Source organism: Phyllobacterium sp. 628 (assembly GCF_014189505.1).
GTDB lineage: Bacteria > Pseudomonadota > Alphaproteobacteria > Rhizobiales > Rhizobiaceae > Phyllobacterium.
This window is the reverse complement of record NZ_CP050301.1, coordinates 892,759-911,526: the sequence shown is the minus strand read 5'-3', so window position 1 is coordinate 911,526 and position 18,768 is coordinate 892,759. Positions and strand designations below refer to the sequence as shown.

General features: G+C 56.1%; 19 protein-coding genes and 1 pseudogene. 4 read left to right on the top strand and 16 right to left on the bottom strand.

The features are described 5' to 3' along the window. Positions 1–142 precede the first annotated feature (142 nt). The 10 genes and pseudogenes from HB779_RS06065 to HB779_RS25360 all read right to left on the bottom strand — a co-directional run. Positions 143–1,723 carry an FGGY-family carbohydrate kinase gene (locus HB779_RS06065; protein ID WP_188344874.1) on the bottom strand — a complete coding sequence of 527 codons (1,581 nt, stop codon included), beginning with the start codon at positions 1,721–1,723 and terminating at the stop codon, positions 143–145. Positions 1,724–1,757: 34 nt separating this feature from the next. Then, positions 1,758–2,441: an HAD family phosphatase gene (locus HB779_RS06060; protein WP_188344873.1), complete on the bottom strand. Its 684-nt coding sequence runs from the start codon at positions 2,439–2,441 to the stop codon at positions 1,758–1,760. 224 nt (positions 2,442–2,665) lie between these two features. After that, the gene (locus HB779_RS06055; RefSeq protein ID WP_188344872.1) at positions 2,666–4,144 is read right to left on the bottom strand and encodes a mannitol dehydrogenase family protein; all 1,479 of its coding nucleotides are present in this window, start codon (positions 4,142–4,144) and stop codon (positions 2,666–2,668) included. A 76-nt stretch (positions 4,145–4,220) separates the two neighbouring features. Beyond that, positions 4,221–4,997, bottom strand: coding sequence for an L-iditol 2-dehydrogenase (locus HB779_RS06050; protein WP_188344871.1), 777 nt, complete (start codon positions 4,995–4,997; stop codon positions 4,221–4,223). A gap of 1 nt (position 4,998) precedes the next feature. Continuing rightward, the gene (locus HB779_RS06045; RefSeq protein WP_188344870.1) at positions 4,999–5,997 is read right to left on the bottom strand and encodes an ABC transporter ATP-binding protein; all 999 of its coding nucleotides are present in this window, start codon (positions 5,995–5,997) and stop codon (positions 4,999–5,001) included. 44 nt (positions 5,998–6,041) lie between these two features. Next, a complete protein-coding gene (locus HB779_RS06040; RefSeq protein WP_188344869.1) occupies positions 6,042–6,872 on the bottom strand; it encodes a carbohydrate ABC transporter permease in 831 nt (276 codons plus the stop codon). Positions 6,873–6,877: 5 nt separating this feature from the next. After that, positions 6,878–7,750, bottom strand: a complete 873-nt coding sequence (locus HB779_RS06035; protein ID WP_188344868.1) for a carbohydrate ABC transporter permease — start codon at positions 7,748–7,750, stop codon at positions 6,878–6,880. Positions 7,751–7,851: 101 nt separating this feature from the next. Continuing rightward, on the bottom strand, positions 7,852–9,162 hold the full coding sequence (locus HB779_RS06030) for a sugar ABC transporter substrate-binding protein (protein ID WP_188344867.1): 1,311 nt from the start codon (positions 9,160–9,162) through the stop codon (positions 7,852–7,854). Between the two features lie 141 nt (positions 9,163–9,303). Continuing rightward, the gene (locus tag HB779_RS06025; RefSeq protein WP_188344866.1) at positions 9,304–10,254 is read right to left on the bottom strand and encodes a sugar-binding transcriptional regulator; all 951 of its coding nucleotides are present in this window, start codon (positions 10,252–10,254) and stop codon (positions 9,304–9,306) included. 147 nt (positions 10,255–10,401) lie between these two features. Then, positions 10,402–10,680, bottom strand: a pseudogene (locus HB779_RS25360) (SelT/SelW/SelH family protein); the annotation flags it as partial. Between the two features lie 150 nt (positions 10,681–10,830). Between HB779_RS25360 and HB779_RS06015 the strand changes: the two are divergent. Continuing rightward, positions 10,831–11,226 (top strand): DUF1801 domain-containing protein, encoded by a 396-nt coding sequence (locus HB779_RS06015; protein WP_188344864.1) that lies wholly within the window; start codon positions 10,831–10,833, stop codon positions 11,224–11,226. Between the two features lie 117 nt (positions 11,227–11,343). Beyond that, the gene (locus HB779_RS06010) at positions 11,344–11,814 is read left to right on the top strand and encodes a hypothetical protein (RefSeq protein ID WP_188344863.1); all 471 of its coding nucleotides are present in this window, start codon (positions 11,344–11,346) and stop codon (positions 11,812–11,814) included. On the opposite strand, the gene HB779_RS06005 is transcribed toward HB779_RS06010, so the two are convergent. From HB779_RS06005 to HB779_RS05990, 4 genes are all read right to left on the bottom strand, one after another. Beyond that, positions 11,801–12,085, bottom strand: a complete 285-nt coding sequence (locus HB779_RS06005; RefSeq protein WP_188344862.1) for a GIY-YIG nuclease family protein — start codon at positions 12,083–12,085, stop codon at positions 11,801–11,803. The genes HB779_RS06010 and HB779_RS06005 overlap by 14 nt on opposite strands. Positions 12,086–12,601: 516 nt before the next feature. Further along, on the bottom strand, positions 12,602–12,766 hold the full coding sequence (locus tag HB779_RS06000) for a hypothetical protein (protein ID WP_188344861.1): 165 nt from the start codon (positions 12,764–12,766) through the stop codon (positions 12,602–12,604). A gap of 144 nt (positions 12,767–12,910) precedes the next feature. Further along, positions 12,911–13,084, bottom strand: a complete 174-nt coding sequence (locus tag HB779_RS05995) for a hypothetical protein (RefSeq protein ID WP_188344860.1) — start codon at positions 13,082–13,084, stop codon at positions 12,911–12,913. A gap of 57 nt (positions 13,085–13,141) precedes the next feature. Next, positions 13,142–13,339 (bottom strand): hypothetical protein, encoded by a 198-nt coding sequence (locus HB779_RS05990; protein WP_188344859.1) that lies wholly within the window; start codon positions 13,337–13,339, stop codon positions 13,142–13,144. Positions 13,340–13,750: 411 nt separating this feature from the next. Between HB779_RS05990 and HB779_RS05985 the strand changes: the two genes are divergently transcribed. After that, positions 13,751–14,569: a hypothetical protein gene (locus HB779_RS05985; protein WP_188344858.1), complete on the top strand. Its 819-nt coding sequence runs from the start codon at positions 13,751–13,753 to the stop codon at positions 14,567–14,569. Between the two features lie 6 nt (positions 14,570–14,575). On the opposite strand, the gene HB779_RS05980 is transcribed toward HB779_RS05985, so the two are convergent. After that, entirely contained in the window at positions 14,576–14,824 is a 249-nt protein-coding gene (locus tag HB779_RS05980; protein ID WP_188344857.1) for a hypothetical protein, read from the bottom strand. A gap of 209 nt (positions 14,825–15,033) precedes the next feature. After that, the gene (gene lepA / locus HB779_RS05975; RefSeq protein WP_188344856.1) at positions 15,034–16,842 is read right to left on the bottom strand and encodes a translation elongation factor 4; all 1,809 of its coding nucleotides are present in this window, start codon (positions 16,840–16,842) and stop codon (positions 15,034–15,036) included. Positions 16,843–16,966: 124 nt separating this feature from the next. Between lepA and HB779_RS05970 the strand changes: the two genes are divergently transcribed. Further along, positions 16,967–18,730 (top strand): phospholipase D-like domain-containing protein, encoded by a 1,764-nt coding sequence (locus tag HB779_RS05970; RefSeq protein WP_210302608.1) that lies wholly within the window; start codon positions 16,967–16,969, stop codon positions 18,728–18,730. Positions 18,731–18,768: the final 38 nt, after the last annotated feature.

Genomic DNA, 18,768 nt, shown 5'->3' with positions numbered 1-18,768 from the left:
GCAAGAGAGGGGACAACCTGAGGGTTTGAATAAATCCCCTCTCTTGGATTTTCTAAGGATTTAGCAAAAAGGCTAAATCCAAGAAAATCCGTTCTCTCCCACATGGGGAGAGATAAAGCGGCACCATTTGCTCCAATACTTATTACATCGAATCCAGCGCTTTGCGCTGGGCATGCATTTCGAGGAAAATGCGGTAATCCCGATCAAAGCGCTTGCGTGCCTTCGGATCGGGTTGGCGTGGCCTGCCGCCCTGCTTCATGGCCATACAGGCCGCAGGCAAATCCGGATACAGTCCGGCCGCCGTCGCGGCAACCATAGCCGTCCCAAGCAGCACTGCATCTTCCGCTGCCGAGGTAATGACCGTACAGCCGGTGGCGTCAGCATAGAGCTCCATAAGCAGTGGATTCTTGGTGTGGCCACCGGTGACATGCATCGTGTCGATCGCATAACCGCGCTCGTTCAGCGCATCAAGCACATGACGGACGCCAAGCACGATGCCGACGGATGTGCGCCAGTAGAGACGGCAAAGGCTATCAAAGGAAACGTCGAGGGTCAGACCACTGATGACGCCGACCGCATGCGGGTCCGCGAGGGGTGAGCGGTTACCATGAAAATCTGGCAGGACATGCAGGCGGCCCGCAAGATCGAGCCCTTCTTTTTCGCGCAGCTCCATGATCCGGTCGGTGATCTTCTTGTGCAGGGCGGCATTGGGTTCGCCGACAGAACCATGCAAGCGGATGATGTGATCGAGCAGAGCGCCAGATACGGATTGGCCGCCTTCACTCAGCCAGCAATCCGGCAATGCCGCACCGAAATAAGGTCCCCAGACACCGTTGAACGAAATCGGTTCCTGCGACAGGGCCATCAGGCAACTGGAGGTGCCGGCAATCAGGGCCAGATGCCGGTCGATTTCCGTCAGGTTCCCGGCGAAGCCGCCGAGCACACCCAATGCTCCGGCATAGGCGTCGATCAACCCTGCCCCAACGTGGCAGCGTGTCGTCAGTCCCAGAGCCTTTGCAGCGTCCGGCGTTAATGTACCGACATCGCTGCCTACGGGGCTCGCCTTGTCAGGCAGATTACCGCGTTCGACCATGTCGCCGATGCCGACAGCTTTGAGGTAGTCCGTCTGCCAACCCTGTGTTTCGTGCGCCAGATATGTCCATTTGCAGGTGATCGTGCATTGCGACCGGGCAAGAGAACCTGAGGCTTTCCAACTTAGGAAATCGGCGAGATCGAAAAAATAGCCGGCTTTGGTCCACGTATCAGGTAGATGCCGCTGGAGCCACATCAGCTTCGGCGTCTGCATTTCCGGCGACATGACACCGCCGAGATATTTGAGGACATCGTGCCCCGTGGCCGTGCATTCATCGGCTTCATCAAGTGCACGATGATCGAGCCAGACAATCGTATCCCAGCGATTATCGCCGCCGGTTGAGACCGTCAGGGGCTTGCCGTCCCTATCGCGCACCACCAGCGAACAGGTCGCGTCAAAACTGATACCGACAATCTCAGACGGGTTAACTTTGGAAGCGGCGATGGCTCCCTGAACTGCAATACAGACCGATTTCCAGATATCTTCCGAATCATGTTCAGCGTGGTCAGGCAGCGGGCGATTCATCAGGATGGGGTGTTCGACACGGCCCAGAAGATTGCCTTTAGTGTCAAGAATACCCGCGCGAGCACTTCCCGTTCCTACATCCACAGCACATACAAAATCTGGCATTCGAACCTTCCGGCTTGTCGTGAACCGGAACGCTTTAAACGTTTGGTCGGGCTTGTAATGTCGACAACAAGCCCGGCAATTCCAGCATGTCGCCGAATATAAGGTCTGGCCCGAGAGACGCAAGTGCGGCTTCAAGCCGTCCACCCCGCGCATGGGTTCCGCCGGTGAAAGCGAAGACCCGCATACCGGCGCTCTTGGCAGCTTCAATGCCCGCGGGACTGTCCTCAATGACCACGCAATTGGCAGGAGCCGTGTTCATGACTTTGGCCGCATGCAGGAACAGGTCCGGCGCGGGCTTGCCATGCTTGACCATGGTCGCGCTGAAAATATTGGGCTCCAGCATATCAAGAAGCCCGGTGAGCTTAAGCGACAGCCGGATACGCTCCGGCTGACTGGATGAAGCGACGCAATGCGGCAGATCCATACGTTTCAGCGTTTCGCCGATCCCGGGGATTGGCTTCAAATCTTCACGGAACCGCGCATAGAGATTGGCACGCATATCTTCCAGATCCGCATCACTGGCGGCAAAGCCATAGTCCTCATGCAGGATCTTGCTGATCGTCGTCATGCTGCGCCCGAGAAACATCTCGTACGCTTCTTCCTCGGACAGGGTTGTGCCGCTCTTGGCAATCATGTCGAGCAGGACGGCAATGGAAATCGGTTCGCTATCAACGAGAACACCATCACAATCGAAGATGACAAGCGCGGGTTTGATCATGGAGTGTGTCCAGCCACGGGTGAAAGATGTTTCTGCGGCAGATACCCCCCTCTGCCCTGTCGGGCATCTCCCCCACAAGGGGTGAGATCACCTTGACATAAAGGCTTTCGCCTAAGCTCTAACGCCAAAAGTTGGTGGGAATATTGACGAAGGCTGATCTCCCCCCCTTGTGGGGGAGATGGGCGACAGCCCAGAGGGGGGTAAAATGAACATGGCTCGCACCCTCACAGCTTGTCTTCGAGATAGAGTTTCAATGTCGCGCGTGTACCTTTTTCCCAAAGGGTTCTCAAGATACGGGAGAATGACTCGACAAAAACGGGCGATGTGCCGACATCGCCGAAAATATCGCTCATGGCCAAGAATGCCTTGGGATCACTTTTGGCTTTGATGGCCTCGACCTTCAGCCGCTCGGCATTGGCATCGAGATAGTTTGTCGGCTTGCCGCTGTCTGTGGTTCCTTCGCAGAAACGGCACCACAAAGCAGAAACCAGTGAGAGACCCGTAATGCTCTGGCCTGCCTTGAGCCTATCTGCCGTTGTCGGCAGGATAAATTTCGGCTGGCGATTGGAGCCATCCTGACACAGGCGCTGGATCGTATCGCCGATCTTCGGGTTGGAGAAACGCCGGTCGATCAGATCGTAATATTCTTCAAAGGTGATGCCCGGAACCGGTGGCAGAACAGGGATAATTTCTTCGCGCTCCAGCTTGCCGAGAAACCCACGGATCAATGGCTCCTCCATCGCTTCATGCACAAAATGGATATCCATCAATGAGGCTGGATAAGCGATCGTCGCATGACCGCCATTAAGAATGCGGATCTTCATCAACTCATACGGTGCAACATCCTGCACGAAGGTCACACCGACCTTTTCCAGAGCCGGTCGGCCGGTCGGGAAATGATCCTCAAGTACCCATTGCTTGAACGGCTCGCAGAAAACCGGCCAATTGTCTTCAACGCCGAAATCGGTCGCGAGCATTCCGCGTTCGCGGTCGGAGGTTGCCGGCGTGATGCGGTCCACCATGCTGTTGGGGAAAGCAACATTGTCCTTTACCCATGTGCCAAGGTCCGCATCGACAAGCGCAGCAAGCCCGCTGATCGCATCACTGGTGACATGGCCATTGCCGGGAATATTATCGCAGGACATGACGGTGAAAGGAGCCGTACCCTCTTTGCGGCGGCGGATGAGCCCAGCCAGAATGAGGCCGAAGACAGTTTTCGGATCACCGATATTGGCGGCATCGGCAATGATTGCCGGATGCTGCGGATTGAACACGCCCGACGCCGGATCGATGAAATAACCGCCTTCCGTGATCGTGAGTGACACGATACGGATTTTGGGATCGGCCAGCCGCGCAATGGTGTTTTCAGTTTCACCCGGCTTCAGGTAGTCGATCATCGAAGCAGTTATGCGTGCAGTGCGGTGCCCGCTATCCTGCTCAACGACCGTCGTCAGCCAGTCCTGCTCTTTCAGCTTCTGCCGCATGGTTTCGTCAGAGGCAAGAACACCGGCGCCGACAATCGCCCATTCGTGATCACTGCCCGCATTAAAGAGGTCATCGATATAGACGGCCTGATGCGCGCGATGGAAATTGCCGATACCGAAATGGACAATACCTGCCGTGAGGCCGGACTGATCGTAAGCCGGGACAGCAACATTGGCGGGAAGCTGCTTCAAAGCGCTTTTGGAGAGTTTAACAGTCATCGGGCCTAACCCTTCTTTTCAAATGAAGTCGCGCCTATGCCCTGATTAAAGAGCACAGAAACAGCCGAGCTTTCGCTCAGTTCATCCAGTTGCCGCCATCAACATTGTATGTCTGCGCAACCACGTAATCGCTGTCGCTGCTGGCAAGGAAAACCGCCATGCCGGTCAAATCTTCTGCCGTGCCCATACGGCCATACGGCACTGCTTCCCCGACCAAACGCTTTTTCTCGCCAAGCGGCCGGTTTTCGTATTTGGCAAAGAGTGCATCAACCCCGGCCCAATGCTCGCCATCGACAACGCCAGGCGCAATCGCATTGACGTTGATCTTGTGCTTGATCAGATCCTGCCCGGTGGACTGGGTGAGGCTGATAACCGCAGCCTTGGTGGCGCAATAGATCGCAACCAGCGCTTCGCCGCGACGGCCGGCCTGACTTGCCATATTGATGATCTTGCCGCCTTTGCCGCGCGCAATCATCGCCTTGGCAACCGCCTGGAGGGTGAACAGAGTGCCCGAAAAGTTTACAGCGAAGAGTTTGTCATAGCTGGCGCGCGTGATCTCGACTGTCGGTGACATATCGAACAAGGCGGCATTGTTGATCAGGATATCGATACCGCCGAACTTGTCGACGGTTTCGTTGACAGCAGTATCAATGGAAGCTTGATCCGTCACATCAAGGCTTACAGCATAAGCCCGCTCACCCAGCGCCGTTGCTGTTTCCTGCGCCCGCGTCAGATCGATATCGGCAATCACCACATGGGCGGCGCCCTCTTTGAGATAGGCTTCCGCGAAGGCGCGGCCAATGCCGCGCGCCGATCCCGTGATGAACGCCGTTTTGCCTGCCAGTCTGCTCATTTCAAATCACCTGCCCGTCCGCGCCAAACCGATGAAGCCGTGCCGCATCCGGCGTGAGGAAAATCGGCTGGCCGTGTTTTGTGTCAAAATCTCCGTCGGTACGCACCGTTACCTGGCCGATACCGTCGATCTGTGTGTGAATGAAAGTGTCGGAACCGAGATGTTCGGTAACACCGACCTTGCCGGACCATGCACCTTCTGTCGTGGAAATGCGGATATGTTCGGGGCGAACACCCAGTGTCGTTGCCTTGTGCTTGGCTGCTTCTGCCCCTTCGATCAGATTCATGCGCGGTGAGCCGATGAAACCGGCAACAAACACATTCTTCGGGCTGCGGTAGAGCTCCATGGGCGAGCCCACCTGCTCGATGCGACCGGCATTCAGCACGACGATCTTGTCAGCCATTGTCATGGCCTCCACCTGATCGTGCGTGACATAGATCATGGTCGTCTTCAGTTGATGATGCAGATCGCTGATCTCGAGACGCATGTTGCCGCGCAGCGCCGCATCGAGATTGGACAAAGGTTCGTCAAACAGAAACGCCTTGGGCTGGCGGACAATCGCCCGGCCGATGGCAACACGCTGGCGCTGACCACCGGAAAGCTGGCCCGGACGGCGTTCAAGATAGTTGGTGAGGTTCAGGATATGTGCAGCGTCCTTGACCTTCTTGTCGATGACCGACTTTTCCTGACCGTCCATTTTCAAGGGAAAGGCGATGTTGCCGTAAACCGTCATATGCGGATAGAGCGCATAGGACTGGAACACCATGGAAAGACCGCGCTTCGCTGGAGCCTCTTTGGACATGTCCTTGCCATCAATGATGATGCGCCCGCCGCTCAGGTCTTCAAGACCGGCGATCATGCGCAAAAGCGTGGACTTGCCGCAACCGGACGGGCCAACGAAGACGACGAACTCGCCATCATGAATTTCGAGGTCGATTTCAGGAATGACCGAAGTGGTTCCAAAAGACTTCGATACTTTTTCGAGTGTAATGCTTCCCATAATATTTTTCCCATCTCTTTTTGGCTTCGCCAAGGGTTGGAAACCTATTTCACTGCGCCGAAGGTCAGACCGCGTACCAATTGCTTTTGCGAGAACCAGCCCATGATCAGGATGGGGGCAATTGCCATGGTGGACGCGGCCGACAGCTTGGCCCAGAACAAGCCTTCCGGACTCGAATAGGAGGCTATGAACTGTGTCAGTGGTGCAGCATTGGCGGCCGTGAGGTTCAGTGTCCAGAACGCCTCGTTCCATGCCAGAATGATGTTGAGCAACATGGTCGAGGCAATGCCGGGAACAGCCATGGGCGTGAGCACATAGACGATTTCCTTCATCAGCGATGCGCCATCCATGCGCGCCGCTTCAAGAATTTCACCAGGAATTTCCTTGAAGTAGGTGTAGAGCATCCAGACGATGATCGGCAGATTGATCATTGTAAGCACAGCGACGAGACCGATGCGCGTGTCGAGCAATCCCCAATCGCGGAAGATCAGATAAAGCGGAACCAGAACACCCACCGAAGGCATCATCTTGGTGGAAAGCATCCACATCAGAATGTCCTTGGTGCGCTTGGTGGGCGAGAAGGCCATAGCCCAGGCCGCCGGAATGGCCAGAGCCAGACCAATCAACGTCGATCCGACTGAGATCACCACGGAATTGGTGAAATGTTTGAAATAGTCGGAACGGCTCTGCACTTCGCGGTAGTTTTCCAGCGTCCAGTCAAAGAACAGAAACTGCGGCGGTGTTGCGATTGCCGTGCCTTCCGTTTTGAAGCTGGTGAGGAACGTCCACAGGATCGGAAAGAAGATCAGAAAGCCGATGGTCCAACCAATGACGGTAAAGACGATCTTGCTGCGGGTTGTGGTAGCGCGGGCCATGGCTCTTACCTCTCCAGGTTCTTGCCGATGAGGCGAATGAGGAAGAAGGCGACAATGTTGGCGAGAACCACCGCGACGATGCCGCCAGCGGAAGCGCCACCCACATCGAATTGCAGAAGCGCCTGCATATAAATGAGGTAGGTAATGTTGGTTGTCTGGATGCCCGGGCCGCCATTGGTCGTTACCAGAATTTCGGCGAAGACACTGAGCAGGAAGATCGTCTGGATCAGGATGACCACGGTGATCGCCCGCGACAGGTGCGGCAGCACGAGATATATGAAACGGGAGATTGCCCCGGCCCCATCCATCTCCGCTGCTTCCTTCTGCTCGCCGTCCAGCGATTGCAGGGCGGTGAGCAGAATGAGCGTGGCGAATGGCAGCCATTGCCAGGCAACAATGAGAATGATCGAGAACAGCGGTACTTGCGCGAACCAGTCAACCGGCTGAAGCCCGAATGAACGGGCAATCCATGCGAACAAGCCGTTCACCGGATGCATCAGCATGTTCTTCCAGACCAGCGCCGACACTGTCGGCATGACGAAGAAAGGTGCGATCACCAGGAGCCGGACAATACCTTGTCCGAAGAAGGGTTGATCCAGCACCAGCGCGAGCAGAATGCCACCGATGACAGTAATGAGCAGCGTGCCGCCCACCAGAATGAGCGTGTTGGCGAGAGCCGTAAAGAAAGCCGGATCCGTCAGAAAGTACTGATAGTTGAGAAAGCCGATATTTTCCTCGGTTCCCGGCATCAGCAGATTGTAACGCAGGAACGAGAAATACAGTGTCATGACAAGCGGCACGATCATCCAGAGAAAGAGCAGGATGACGGCGGGCGACATCATGATACGGGCAGTTGCACGTGTCTGAAGCGTAGCCATGGTCAGGTTCCGATACAGTGATTATGAAAAACAATAATGTAAAAGGAGGCCCGGGCGGCTCCTGACATTCGCGTCAGAAGCCGTCCGGAGCCAGGAGGATTCTACTTGATATAGCCGCCCTTTGTCATCTCACGGGTCGTGAGCGCCTGGGCACCCTGCAAAGCCTGATCCACAGTCATGGAACCGGCGAGCGCCGCAGAAAACTGCTGGCCGACGGCCGTACCCAGACCCTGGAATTCAGGGATGGCGACAAACTGACCACCTGTATAAGGCACCGGCTTGATGGTCGGCTTGCTGGTGTTGGCGGCTGTCATCGCATCAAGGGTAATTTTGGCGAAAGGTGCTGCTTTCTGGTACTCGGCATTGGCATAGAGCGAGGTGCGTGTGCCCGGAGGAACGTTTGCCCAGCCTTCCTTGCTCGCGACGAGCTCGGTATACGCCTTGTCGGTCGCCCAGGAGACGAACTTCTGTGCGGCTTCCGCCTTCTTGGTGCCAGCGGGAACGCCGAGGTTCCAGGCCCACAGCCAATTGCCGTGGTTTTCAACACCGCCGGTTGGGAACAGTGCATAGCCTACCTTGTCGGCAACCTTGGATTCCTTGGGGTTGGTCACGAACGACGCAGCAACCGTCGCATCAATCCAGATACCGCACTTGCCGGTCTGGAACAGTGCAAGGTTTTCATTGAAGCCGTTGGAGGATGCTCCGGGAGGTCCGGCTTCCTTCATCAGATCAACATAGAACTTCAGCGCATGCTTCCATTCCGGCTGATCGAACTGCGGATGCCACTTTTCATCAAACCAGCGGGCGCCGAACGAATTGGCGGTGGCGGTCAGGAGCGCCATATTCTCGCCCCAGCCAGCCTTGCCGCGCAGGCAGATGCCATAGGTTTCGGTGGACTTGTCCGTCATCTTCCGGGCAGCATCGGCGATCTGGTCCCAGGTCGGCTTTTCCGGAATGGTCACGCCAGCCTTCTCGGCCAGATCCTTACGGTACATGACCATGGCGCTTTCGCCATAGAACGGCGAGGCGTAGAGCTTGCCGTCAACCGACACCGCGTCGCGAATGGCGGGCAGAAGATCGTCCTTGTTGTAATCCTTGGCGAGGCCATCGAGCGGCAGCAGCCAGCCCTGCTTGGCCCAGATCGGCACTTCGTAGGTTCCGATGGTCATGATGTCGTACTGACCGCCTTTGGTGGCGATGTCAGTGGTGACGCGCTGGCGCAGGACGTTTTCTTCGAGCGTTACCCATTCCAGCTTGATGTCAGGATTTTTCTTGGTGAAATCGTCGGTCAATTTCTGCATGCGAACCATGTCGCCATTGTTGACCGTGGCAATGGTCAATGTCTCGGCATTGGCGAAACTCACCATAGCCAGAGCCGACGCAGCGCCGAGCAGAAGCGTTCTCGTTAACATCTCATTCCTCCCGTGAATGTTATGAGCAATTGCTTGTCTTATGGGCAAATACTCACACAACCACAAAACAAGTCAAGAGACATTCGTTGCTGCGCCGCAGCAAATGCCTCCCGGTCATATCTGGAAAAGTGGGGGTTTATCTCAGCGAAGCAATGCTTCCGCCGTCTGTTCGTCAGTAATCAAACCGTTGATAAGATTGCCTTTTATCGCCGCAGCGATACCGGGCATCTTTTTCGCCCCCTTGGCGATTGCGATCACCGTAGCCGTATCGCGTGAAGGAATGCGCGCGCTGGCGACGCGATCATTGGTGAGACCTTCGATCGGAATTCCCTCGCGGTTGAACGCGCGGCCGACGATTTCGCACACGGCCCCGGCCCGGCGAAGCGCCAATAATTCGTCGCGCGAAATGAACCCGTCGACAAAAAGCGGTGCATCGTCCTCAAGATCGCCGATGCCGAGAAACGCCACATTGGCCTGCGCCGACAGTTCCAGCACCGGGCGAATCATGGCCTGGGCATGCAGCAATTCGCGCTCTTCCGGCGAAGAAGCGATGACCGGCAACGGCATCGGGAAGGAGCGGGCCTTGATTTTATCGGCAATATTGAAAATGACATTGTAAAAAGCGGCGGAACTATCGGGGGCGATGTTGCCGGTGAGCGATACGACCTTGTGCTGCGGACATTCGATGGGCGAGAGCAGCTCGATTGCAGCTTTCAGCGTACGGCCGGTGCCGATGCCCATGATGATCGGCGTCTCGGATTTCAGCCAGCGGGTCATCTCATCAGCCGCCGCATCGGCCACGCCAAGCGTCGTCGAAGATGAGCCCGGATCGGTCGGAACGACCTCGACCATATTGAGATGGAAGCGTTTTTTCAGCCGGTCCGCCAGATCAAGACAATGGGCGATCGGGTGATCCAGCCGAACCTTGACCAGCCCTTCCGACACGGCGAGCGACACCATGCGCTGGGCCGACTGGCGCGAAATGCCGAGCTTGGCGGCGATTTCATCCTGCGTGTTACCAGCGACATAATAGAGCCAGCCGGCGCGCGCCGCATCATCCAGCCTCGATGTGGTGACCTCGGGCTTGCTCAATTACTGTCCCCGCTTTGAAGAGCTTGGACTATCGTCCGCGCGTGGTTCGACAGGCTCACCATGCGGCAGAGCGGTATTTGGCATCCCCTTTTCCGGAGCCTCGCTTTCCGTCATCCTGAGCTTGTCGAAGGACGCAGCTTCAGTCTTTGGCCCCTCGGAGTGACCAAGATCGCGCTCCGGCCAGACGATATCGCGCACTTTCTGCTTGAGGATTTTCGCCTCGGGGAAACCACCATCGCGTTTGCGCTCCCAGATGAGATCGCCATCAACACGAATTTCGAACACACCGCCGGTACCGGGGATCAGCGCCACCTCGCCAAGATCGGGACCAAAGGTGGAGAGCAGCTCCTGCGCCATCCAGGCGGAACGGAGAAGCCAGCTGCATTGGGTGCAGTAAAGAATGGTGATGCGCGGTTTGGTCGTCATGTCTGGCTTCTTAGCATTTCCGCATCGCGATGTAAGCTGTTGTGTGGTGAAGCCTCGCCATCATTCCAAAGCGAATTTCCCTGAGGTGCATTGTCCGCAACCTCTCTCTATGTTTCTCTCAACCCGAAACATTGCCGGAGGAGCACAGCGATGAACACAAGCGAAACGGCCAAGACGGCATCCGAGCTGATCGACACGAAAATTGCGGAATTGGGCGACTGGCGCGGCAAGACGCTCGCCCATATCCGCGCGCTGATGAGACAGGCGGACCCCGACGTGGTCGAAGAGGTGAAATGGCGCGGTGTTCCGGTCTGGTCGCATGCCGGGATCATCTGCACCGGCGAGACCTACAAGAGCGCCGTGAAACTGACCTTTGCCAAAGGCGCGGCTTTGGCCGACCCGACGGGCCTGTTCAATTCCAGCCTTGAAGGCAACACCCGCCGCGCCATCGATATTCACAAGGGCGAGGACATCAATGCCGAAGCCTTCAAGACACTCATCCGGGCCGCGATCACCCTGAACACCGCGCCGCGCCCCAAGCCTTAAGGCGTTGAAATAATGAAAGTCCGAAAGGCTGCCGTCTCCTGACAGAAGGTTGTCAGGAGCGCTGCGCTATATCCCTCCCCGCGCCAGCAACCATGGCGGGCGGCGGGAGGACAGACGATGGCACCACAGACGAGAGGCAGTGCAGCGGATTTCGATTTTCTGACCGGCGATTGGACCATCCGCAATTTGCGTCTAAAGCAGCGGTTTGCCGGATGCACCGACTGGGATGAATTCCCCGCCACATCAAGCGTGCGCAAGCTGCTGCAAGACACGGCCAATCTGGAAGAGATGGATATCCCGACCAAGGGCTTTGCCGGAATCACGCTGCGCCTGTTCAACCCGCGCGATGGATCATGGTCGCTGCATTGGGCCGACACCCACAGCAATGTGCTGTTTCCACCGGTTATCGGCCACTTTGAGGGTGGCAAGGGTGTGTTTTACGGCGACGACCTGGATGATGGCGTCCCCGTGCGCGTGCAATTTCTCTGGATCCCCTCGCCGGAAACCCCGCGCTGGGAACAGGCGTTTTCCCGCGATGGCGGCGAGACGTGGGAAACCAACTGGGTGATGAAATTCACCCGAGCGTGAGGTAGAGATCGTCCCAGCCGGGATTGATGCTTTCGATCAGCGCGATCTTCCACTGGCGATACCAGCGTTTCAGCGATTTCTCCCGCTGGATAGCATCGGCAACCAACGCATGTTCCTCATACCAGACCAGCCGCGTGCAGCCATATTTCCACGCAAAACCCGGTGTGTGCCCCTCCCGGTGATCATATATGCGCCCCGCAAGATCGGAGGTCACGCCGATATACAGCGTCCCGTGCTTGTGATTGGTCAGGATATAAACATACCCACGCACAACAGCCTCAAAATGCTGATTTTGCATGCAGATGTGGGGCGGGTAAATTCGACGAAAGGTGGAAGCAAGTAATGCAAATAATTACTTACCAAGCATTTGCTTTGTGAAGATGCACCGCAGCCATCTCACTCTTGGATAATCGTCGCTTCCCTCTCTCCGTCATCCTCGGGCTTGACCCGAGGACCCACGGCTAAGCAGTGGCAAACTTCCCACCAATTTCCATGGGATCCAGTGAAGCAAAGCATTTGCGTAGGGTTTCATTGAAGACAGCGTTATCTGGAACGCATAATACGAGCGTCACTCTCGGTGCTTCCTAGCCGTGGGCCTCGGGTCAAGCCCGAGGATGACGGAGGGGGAGGTGCTTTACGATTAAAGAGGAAGGACGCACTTACTTGGTAATCGGATTCCGCCACAAATTGAGAACCCCGTGCCCTAGCGGAAAGCCACCCTCTGCAATCCATTTAGGAACAACAACCAGCACCAACCGCCGAGACGCACTTACTATCTCAACCCACCTCAGCGGCGGCTCATCTCGCGGGCAATGCGAGTGAAGTCCGCCTGCTTGATGCCGATATCGGCCCGATCCGCCGGGCTCATGGCATTCAGCAAAGCCATGGCATTGCGGAAATCCTGATCCTTGCGGCGACGCCCGCGCGTGGTGAAATCAAAAATGAAGCTCATTGGTCCGTAGCCTGTGTCTATGTGATCTTAGACATAAGGATAAGGGCACAGGCTCAGATTGTGCAGTGCAATATTGGAATAGGAGGTATGTGACGTCGAAACGAATGCTATCCCCGGGAACAGGCCCGAGGATAGCCAAGAGATTTATTTCTCCTTGCGTACACCTTTGAACGGTGTTCCGTCCTTTTTACCATCCATGAACCGACCCGTATCAGGATCGCGCTTTGTCCATGTTTCGGTCTTAGGATTAAAGGTCTGTGAACGGTCACGAACCGCGCCGTTACGATGACCGTCACCCTTGGGAGGATTTGTAGCCATTAATATCTCCATTAAGATGATGGGATGCCAATGCCTTCAGGCACTGGCACGTTTCCGCTATGCAGCACGCTTTTTGAGCGCTTCTTCTTTGCTACCCTGATGCGCCCGTCCTTTTAGAACTTCATTCACGCGACCAGGGTTCACATCAAAGCTAGCTGCAATGCGATTTTGAAACTCACCATCCCAGTGACGAAGCCAAACCAGGATCGCATCTTCGAAGGTAAGTTTATAACTCGGTTTGCCGTTGTCATTCATGGCAAATCCTTTCACTCAAATTACCCTCTTGAAACGGAGGCCGAGAAGTGCGATTCTCTGGATGCAAACGGTTCAGATAAATCGGCAATCTCAGTATATCCGCCCAGCGGAGTAGGGCTTGTCCACTGACACCACGGGTCACATTACAGTCGAGTACCAGTCGACTTGTTTTGTGGCCCTTTTGATAACTGCAGTTTGTGGCGGCGTTCTGAACAAAAACTGCTTCTTATCTCATCATCACACCACCGAATCCTTTCAATTTGACTATATTATCAAGATGCGAGAGAACTATGTCAAGCATTTAATTGACATAAAGCCCATAGTCAGACATACTTAGTCAGACTTAGAGAGGTAAATAGCTTCAGTCAATATATTGGAGCGGCAACCTAAGCGAATTCTGAAGGTGATAGAATGACACAAGACGACGATATGAAAAGGAAACAGCAGGGCAGGAGTCCGCCATTTCCATTTATTTCTCTTGATCGGGCAATTCAACGCACCCAGGAACTCCATGATTACAGTAAGGGCCACGCCATCCGCGTCCAAACTGCAATGACCGCTTGGAAGTATAATCCCAAAAGTAGTGGAGGACTTCAAACCGTCGGTGCATTAAAGGGATATGGGCTCATTGTTGACATCGGGATTGGTGATGAAAAAAAGATTCAAATTAGCGATTTAGCTAAACGTTTATTTATGAGTCCTCCCGAAGAAATCCGGCTACGGCTTCTGGCGGAAGCGGCCCTAAAGCCAAAACTCATCAATGAATACTGGCACCTTTGGGGGGCACATCGCCCACCAGATAGCGAGTGCCGTTGGCAATTGATTGATAAACGAGGCTTTACAGAGGATGCCGCCGCAAAATTTCTATCTGTCTATGATGCAACCGTATCGTTCTCCGGCTTGCGTGACGAAGACGATGCCATATCAGACGAAGAAACAGATTTCTCGGAAATATTCCAGACTGAAGGAGATGAGCAAACTCCGGCGCCAAGTCCAAGAGGCCCAAATCAAATAGTGAAGGGTAACGAAGCTCAAAAATTTGCCGATTTCAATACCTCCAATCTGCGCCAAGCAGTCTTCCCACTTAGTGAAGGAGATGTAACTTTGGTATTCCCGGGGAACTTGAGCGCAGAAGGTTATGAAGAATTGGGCGAATATCTTCAGATATTTCTGCGAAAGGCAAAACGTGAAGTTAAAGCAGATACTTCAAAGCTCAATCCCTTTGATTAAGCACGGTTAGACTCTATCTACCTGCTCGGCCTGTTCCACCGTCAGCGGTTTGATATCCGGCGACAATGGCTCCGGCCTGTCTTCCTGCATGACAGGTGTTGCCGGACGCGGGGCGGGTTGGTGCGTTGTGGTGCAGGCGGTGGCAGTCAGGGCGATGCAGCACGCAAGAACCCAGCCGGATGCTCTGGGAGAGGCCAGCGTGAATGAGATAGAAACCGGCGAAGGGCAAGTCTGCTGAATGCGGAGCAGTAGCACACCGACGGTTGTTGCGCAGGCGACGATTGCGCTGCGCCAAACGATCCAAGTCCCATGACGCGGTAGAAGATGGCACAATAGAACAAGGGGACAGCGGCAGGCCGCTATCCCCTTGTGTATCCAAAATCAGTTTCACGGAAGCCACTTCCGCAAAGTCTGTTCCCTTGACAATTCCGCAAGAAGAATTGGTTCTCACTTTGCGGAACTGCTTAATTGTCGCTCATCTTCAGGGCCTGAATAAAGGCTTCCTGCGGAATTTCGACCTTGCCGAACTGCCGCATGCGCTTCTTGCCTTCCTTCTGCTTTTCCAGAAGCTTGCGCTTGCGCGAGACGTCGCCGCCATAGCACTTGGCCGTCACGTCCTTGCGCAGGGCCGAGATGGTTTCGCGCGCGATCACCGTGCCGCCGATGGCCGCCTGAATCGGGATCTTGAACATGTGCTTGGGGATGAGATCCTTGAGCTTTTCGCAAAGGTCACGGCCACGCTTTTCAGCGGCAGCGCGGTGGACCATCATTGACAGCGCGTCGACAGGTTCGCCATTCACCAGCACTGACATCTTGACCAGATTGCCCTCGCGGTAATCGGACAGGTGATAGTCAAACGAGGCATAGCCCTGGCTGATCGACTTCAGGCGGTCGTAGAAATCAAACACCACTTCGTTGAGCGGCAGGTCGTAGGTGACCATGGCGCGCTTGCCAACGTAATTCAGATCGATCTGAATGCCGCGGCGGTCCTGACAGAGTTTCAGGATGGAGCCGAGATAATCATCCGGGGTGAGGATCGTGGCGCGAATCCATGGTTCCTCGATGGTGGCGATCTTCATCACCTCGGGCATATCGGCCGGGTTGTGCAATTCGCGGTGGCTGCCGTCGGTCATGTTGAGCTTGTAGACAACGCTTGGCGCGGTCGCGATGAGATCAAGATTGAACTCGCGTTCCAGCCGTTCCTGAATGATTTCGAGGTGCAGGAGCCCGAGGAAACCGCAGCGGAAACCGAAGCCCAGCGCGGCAGAGCTTTCCATTTCGAAGGAAAACGAAGCATCGTTGAGGCGCAGGCGGCCCATGGCGGCGCGCAAATCTTCGAAATCCGCCGCATCGACCGGGAACAGCCCGCAGAACACCACAGGCTGCGCCGGCTTGAAACCGGGCAGGATCGTGTCGGTCGGGCGCTTGTCTTCGGTGATGGTATCGCCGACGCGGGTATCAGCCACTTCCTTGATCGAAGCGGTGATGAAGCCGAATTCGCCCGGTCCAAGCTCGTCCACGGCCAGCATCTTCGGCGTGAACACGCCGGTGCGCTCCACCGGATATTTAGCGCCGGTGCCCATCATGCGGATGGTCTGGCCCTTCTTCAGCACGCCATCGATGATGCGCACGAGAACGATAACGCCGAGATAGGCATCGTACCAGCTGTCGACCAGCATGGCCTTCAGCGGCTTGGTGCGGTCGCCTTCGCGCGGCGGCGGCAGCTGGTTGACGATGGCTTCCAGCACGTCGGGAATGCCAAGGCCGGTCTTCGCCGAAATCAGCACCGCCTGGCTGGCATCGATGCCAATGACTTCTTCAACCTGTTCGCGGATACGCTCCGGCTCGGCGGCGGGCAAATCGACCTTGTTCAGCACCACAACGATTTCGTGGTTGTTGTCGATGGCCTGATAGACGTTGGCGAGGGTCTGGGCTTCCACACCCTGCGAGGCGTCAACGACCAGCAGCGAGCCTTCGCAGGCGGACAGCGAACGCGACACTTCATAGGCAAAGTCGACATGGCCGGGCGTGTCGATGAGATTGAGAATATAGGTCTCGCCGTTGTTGGCCTTGTAGTTCAGCCGGACGGTCTGCGCCTTGATGGTGATGCCGCGCTCGCGCTCGATATCCATCGAGTCGAGCACCTGCTCCTTCATGTCGCGCAGTTCCAGCCCGCCGGTCGATTGGATCAGGCGGTCGGCAAGGGTGGATTTGCCATGGTCGATATGGGCGACGATGGAGAAATTACGAATGTGATCGAGAGATGTGCTCATGCGCGCGATTTAGCAGCGAACAGCCAAAACGCAAAGCGGGAAATGCACGGGCGGGGCGCCTTACCGTCACATCTGTGTATCGTCTGTGCTATAATTTGCCCCAGCGTCATGCTCGGGGGAAGTGATGATGGATGATTTTTTCAATTTCAAAGAGGTGGATGGCTTCAGGCTGAAGCTGTGGCGCGGCGAATATATGTGCCTGCTGGGCTTCGATGTGGATGCGCCGGAGGACGATTTCGTCGGTTTCGCGGTGGAATATAAAGAGCCGAAGGGCGCAAAGTTTCTCAACCTGCGCAACCGCATTGCGTTTGAGTACGGCGAGTCCGTCAAGAAGGCGGTGACGGGCGGGGTGAAATATCCGACGAGTGAAGCGCCGCTGCAGATGTTCCGCTGGGTGCATTTTCCCTATGAGCCGCAGGACGGCATCTACACTTACCGCGTCACCAAGATGCATATGCCCGAGGATGGCAAACTGGTGCGCGGAACCATGATCGAGCTGCCGATCCGCTATGACAGTGTCACGCATGACGGGTTCCTCGACATCGGGTTCACCCGCAATTTTGCCTCGTCGCAGGCCTTCGAGGACAAGAAGAAGCGGCTGCACCTGACCAATGACATCATCCCGGCAACGGCGGATGAGGGCTTGGCTTTCGCGGCCAAGAAGGCGGAGATCGCCAAGACAGGCATTTACGACTGGCTGGGTTTCGAGGCGCACAGGCTGCTGTTCGAATTCCTGGACTGGGCGGTGAAAGACCCGACCATCACCATCGACGCGCTCGCCTATGACCTGTGTGAGCCGGATTTTCTGGCGCAACTGGAAAAGCTCGGGCAGCGCCTGCGGGTGATCATTGACGATTCTGGTGTGGCAGACAAGAAAACCGGTGCAATCAAGAGCGGCCATGGCGCGCCGCACAGTGCGGAAACGCAGGCGGCGGCACGGCTGGTGACCAGCGCCGGGGCGGACAATGTCAAGCGTGGGCATTTTCGCGGGCTGCAGCACAACAAGGTGCTGATCGCGAAGCGCAATGGCGTGCCGGTGCGGGTGCTGGGCGGCTCGATGAATTTCTCGTTTCGCGGGTTTTACATTCAGGCCAACAACCTGTTCATTTTCGATGACGAGGCCGTGGCGGCGCTGTTCGAGCAGATGTTCGTGCTGGCTTTCACCGACATGGCGAATTTCCACAAGAACCCGTTCTCCAAGGTGTGGCATTCGGTGAAACGCGAGGGGCGCCCGGCGGTGCATATCTGCTTTTCGCCGCACAAAGCCTCCGACCTGTCGCTGCAGCCGGTGGGCGGCGCCATTGATCAGGCGGCATCGTCGGTGTTCTATTCCTTCGCCTTCATGAACCAGACCAAGTCCGGCCCGGTGCGCGAGGCGCTGGACCGGCTGATCAAGAAACCGCTGTTCAGCTATGGCGTGGTCGACAAGAAGAGCGGCATGGAAATCCAGAAGCCGAGCGGCGAAAGCGGTCTGGTTGATTTTGCGTATCTCGCAAAGAACGCGCCCGAGCCATTCAAAAGCGAATGGTCGGGTGGCAGTGGTATCAACATCCACCACAAGTTTGCAGTGGTGGATTTCGACAGGCCGACAGCCAAGGTATTTACCGGCTCAAGCAATTTTTCGCCTTCGGGCGAGATGGGCAATGGCGATCATCTGGTTATCATCGAGGACCAGCGCGTAGCGACGGCCTTTGCCATCGAGGCGCTGCGCATGTTTGACCATCTGAACTTCCGCAACCGGATGCAGGTGGAAATCGCTGCGCAGCCGAAGCAGATCACGCTGAAGAAGCCCAAGGCGATCTCGGGCGAAAGCATGTCATGGTTCGACAAGTTCTACGTGGCGGGCAGTCAGCGCGAGCGCGACCGGCTGACCTTCTCGCGCAAGTAGATGTGGAGAAGGTTGCCATGCCCGGTCGCTTTATCCGG

Bases quoted from the DNA above. Each gene is read 5' to 3' on its own strand.
- HB779_RS06040 (WP_188344869.1), bottom strand. From the start codon at position 6,872: ATGGCCCGCGCTACCACAACCCGCAGCAAGATCGTCTTTACCGTCATT.
- HB779_RS06010 (WP_188344863.1), top strand. From the start codon at position 11,344: ATGGCACCACAGACGAGAGGCAGTGCAGCGGATTTCGATTTTCTGACC.
- HB779_RS06000 (WP_188344861.1), bottom strand. From the start codon at position 12,766: ATGAGCTTCATTTTTGATTTCACCACGCGCGGGCGTCGCCGCAAGGAT.
- HB779_RS05995 (WP_188344860.1), bottom strand. From the start codon at position 13,084: ATGGCTACAAATCCTCCCAAGGGTGACGGTCATCGTAACGGCGCGGTT.
- HB779_RS06035 (WP_188344868.1), bottom strand. From the start codon at position 7,750: ATGGCTACGCTTCAGACACGTGCAACTGCCCGTATCATGATGTCGCCC.
- HB779_RS05985 (WP_188344858.1), top strand. From the start codon at position 13,751: ATGACACAAGACGACGATATGAAAAGGAAACAGCAGGGCAGGAGTCCG.
- HB779_RS06065 (WP_188344874.1), bottom strand. From the start codon at position 1,723: ATGCCAGATTTTGTATGTGCTGTGGATGTAGGAACGGGAAGTGCTCGC.
- HB779_RS05990 (WP_188344859.1), bottom strand. From the start codon at position 13,339: ATGAATGACAACGGCAAACCGAGTTATAAACTTACCTTCGAAGATGCG.
- lepA (WP_188344856.1), bottom strand. From the start codon at position 16,842: ATGAGCACATCTCTCGATCACATTCGTAATTTCTCCATCGTCGCCCAT.
- HB779_RS05970 (WP_210302608.1), top strand. From the start codon at position 16,967: ATGATGGATGATTTTTTCAATTTCAAAGAGGTGGATGGCTTCAGGCTG.
- HB779_RS06045 (WP_188344870.1), bottom strand. From the start codon at position 5,997: ATGGGAAGCATTACACTCGAAAAAGTATCGAAGTCTTTTGGAACCACT.
- HB779_RS06060 (WP_188344873.1), bottom strand. From the start codon at position 2,441: ATGATCAAACCCGCGCTTGTCATCTTCGATTGTGATGGTGTTCTCGTT.
- HB779_RS06055 (WP_188344872.1), bottom strand. From the start codon at position 4,144: ATGACTGTTAAACTCTCCAAAAGCGCTTTGAAGCAGCTTCCCGCCAAT.
- HB779_RS06050 (WP_188344871.1), bottom strand. From the start codon at position 4,997: ATGAGCAGACTGGCAGGCAAAACGGCGTTCATCACGGGATCGGCGCGC.
- HB779_RS06015 (WP_188344864.1), top strand. From the start codon at position 10,831: ATGAACACAAGCGAAACGGCCAAGACGGCATCCGAGCTGATCGACACG.
- HB779_RS06030 (WP_188344867.1), bottom strand. From the start codon at position 9,162: ATGTTAACGAGAACGCTTCTGCTCGGCGCTGCGTCGGCTCTGGCTATG.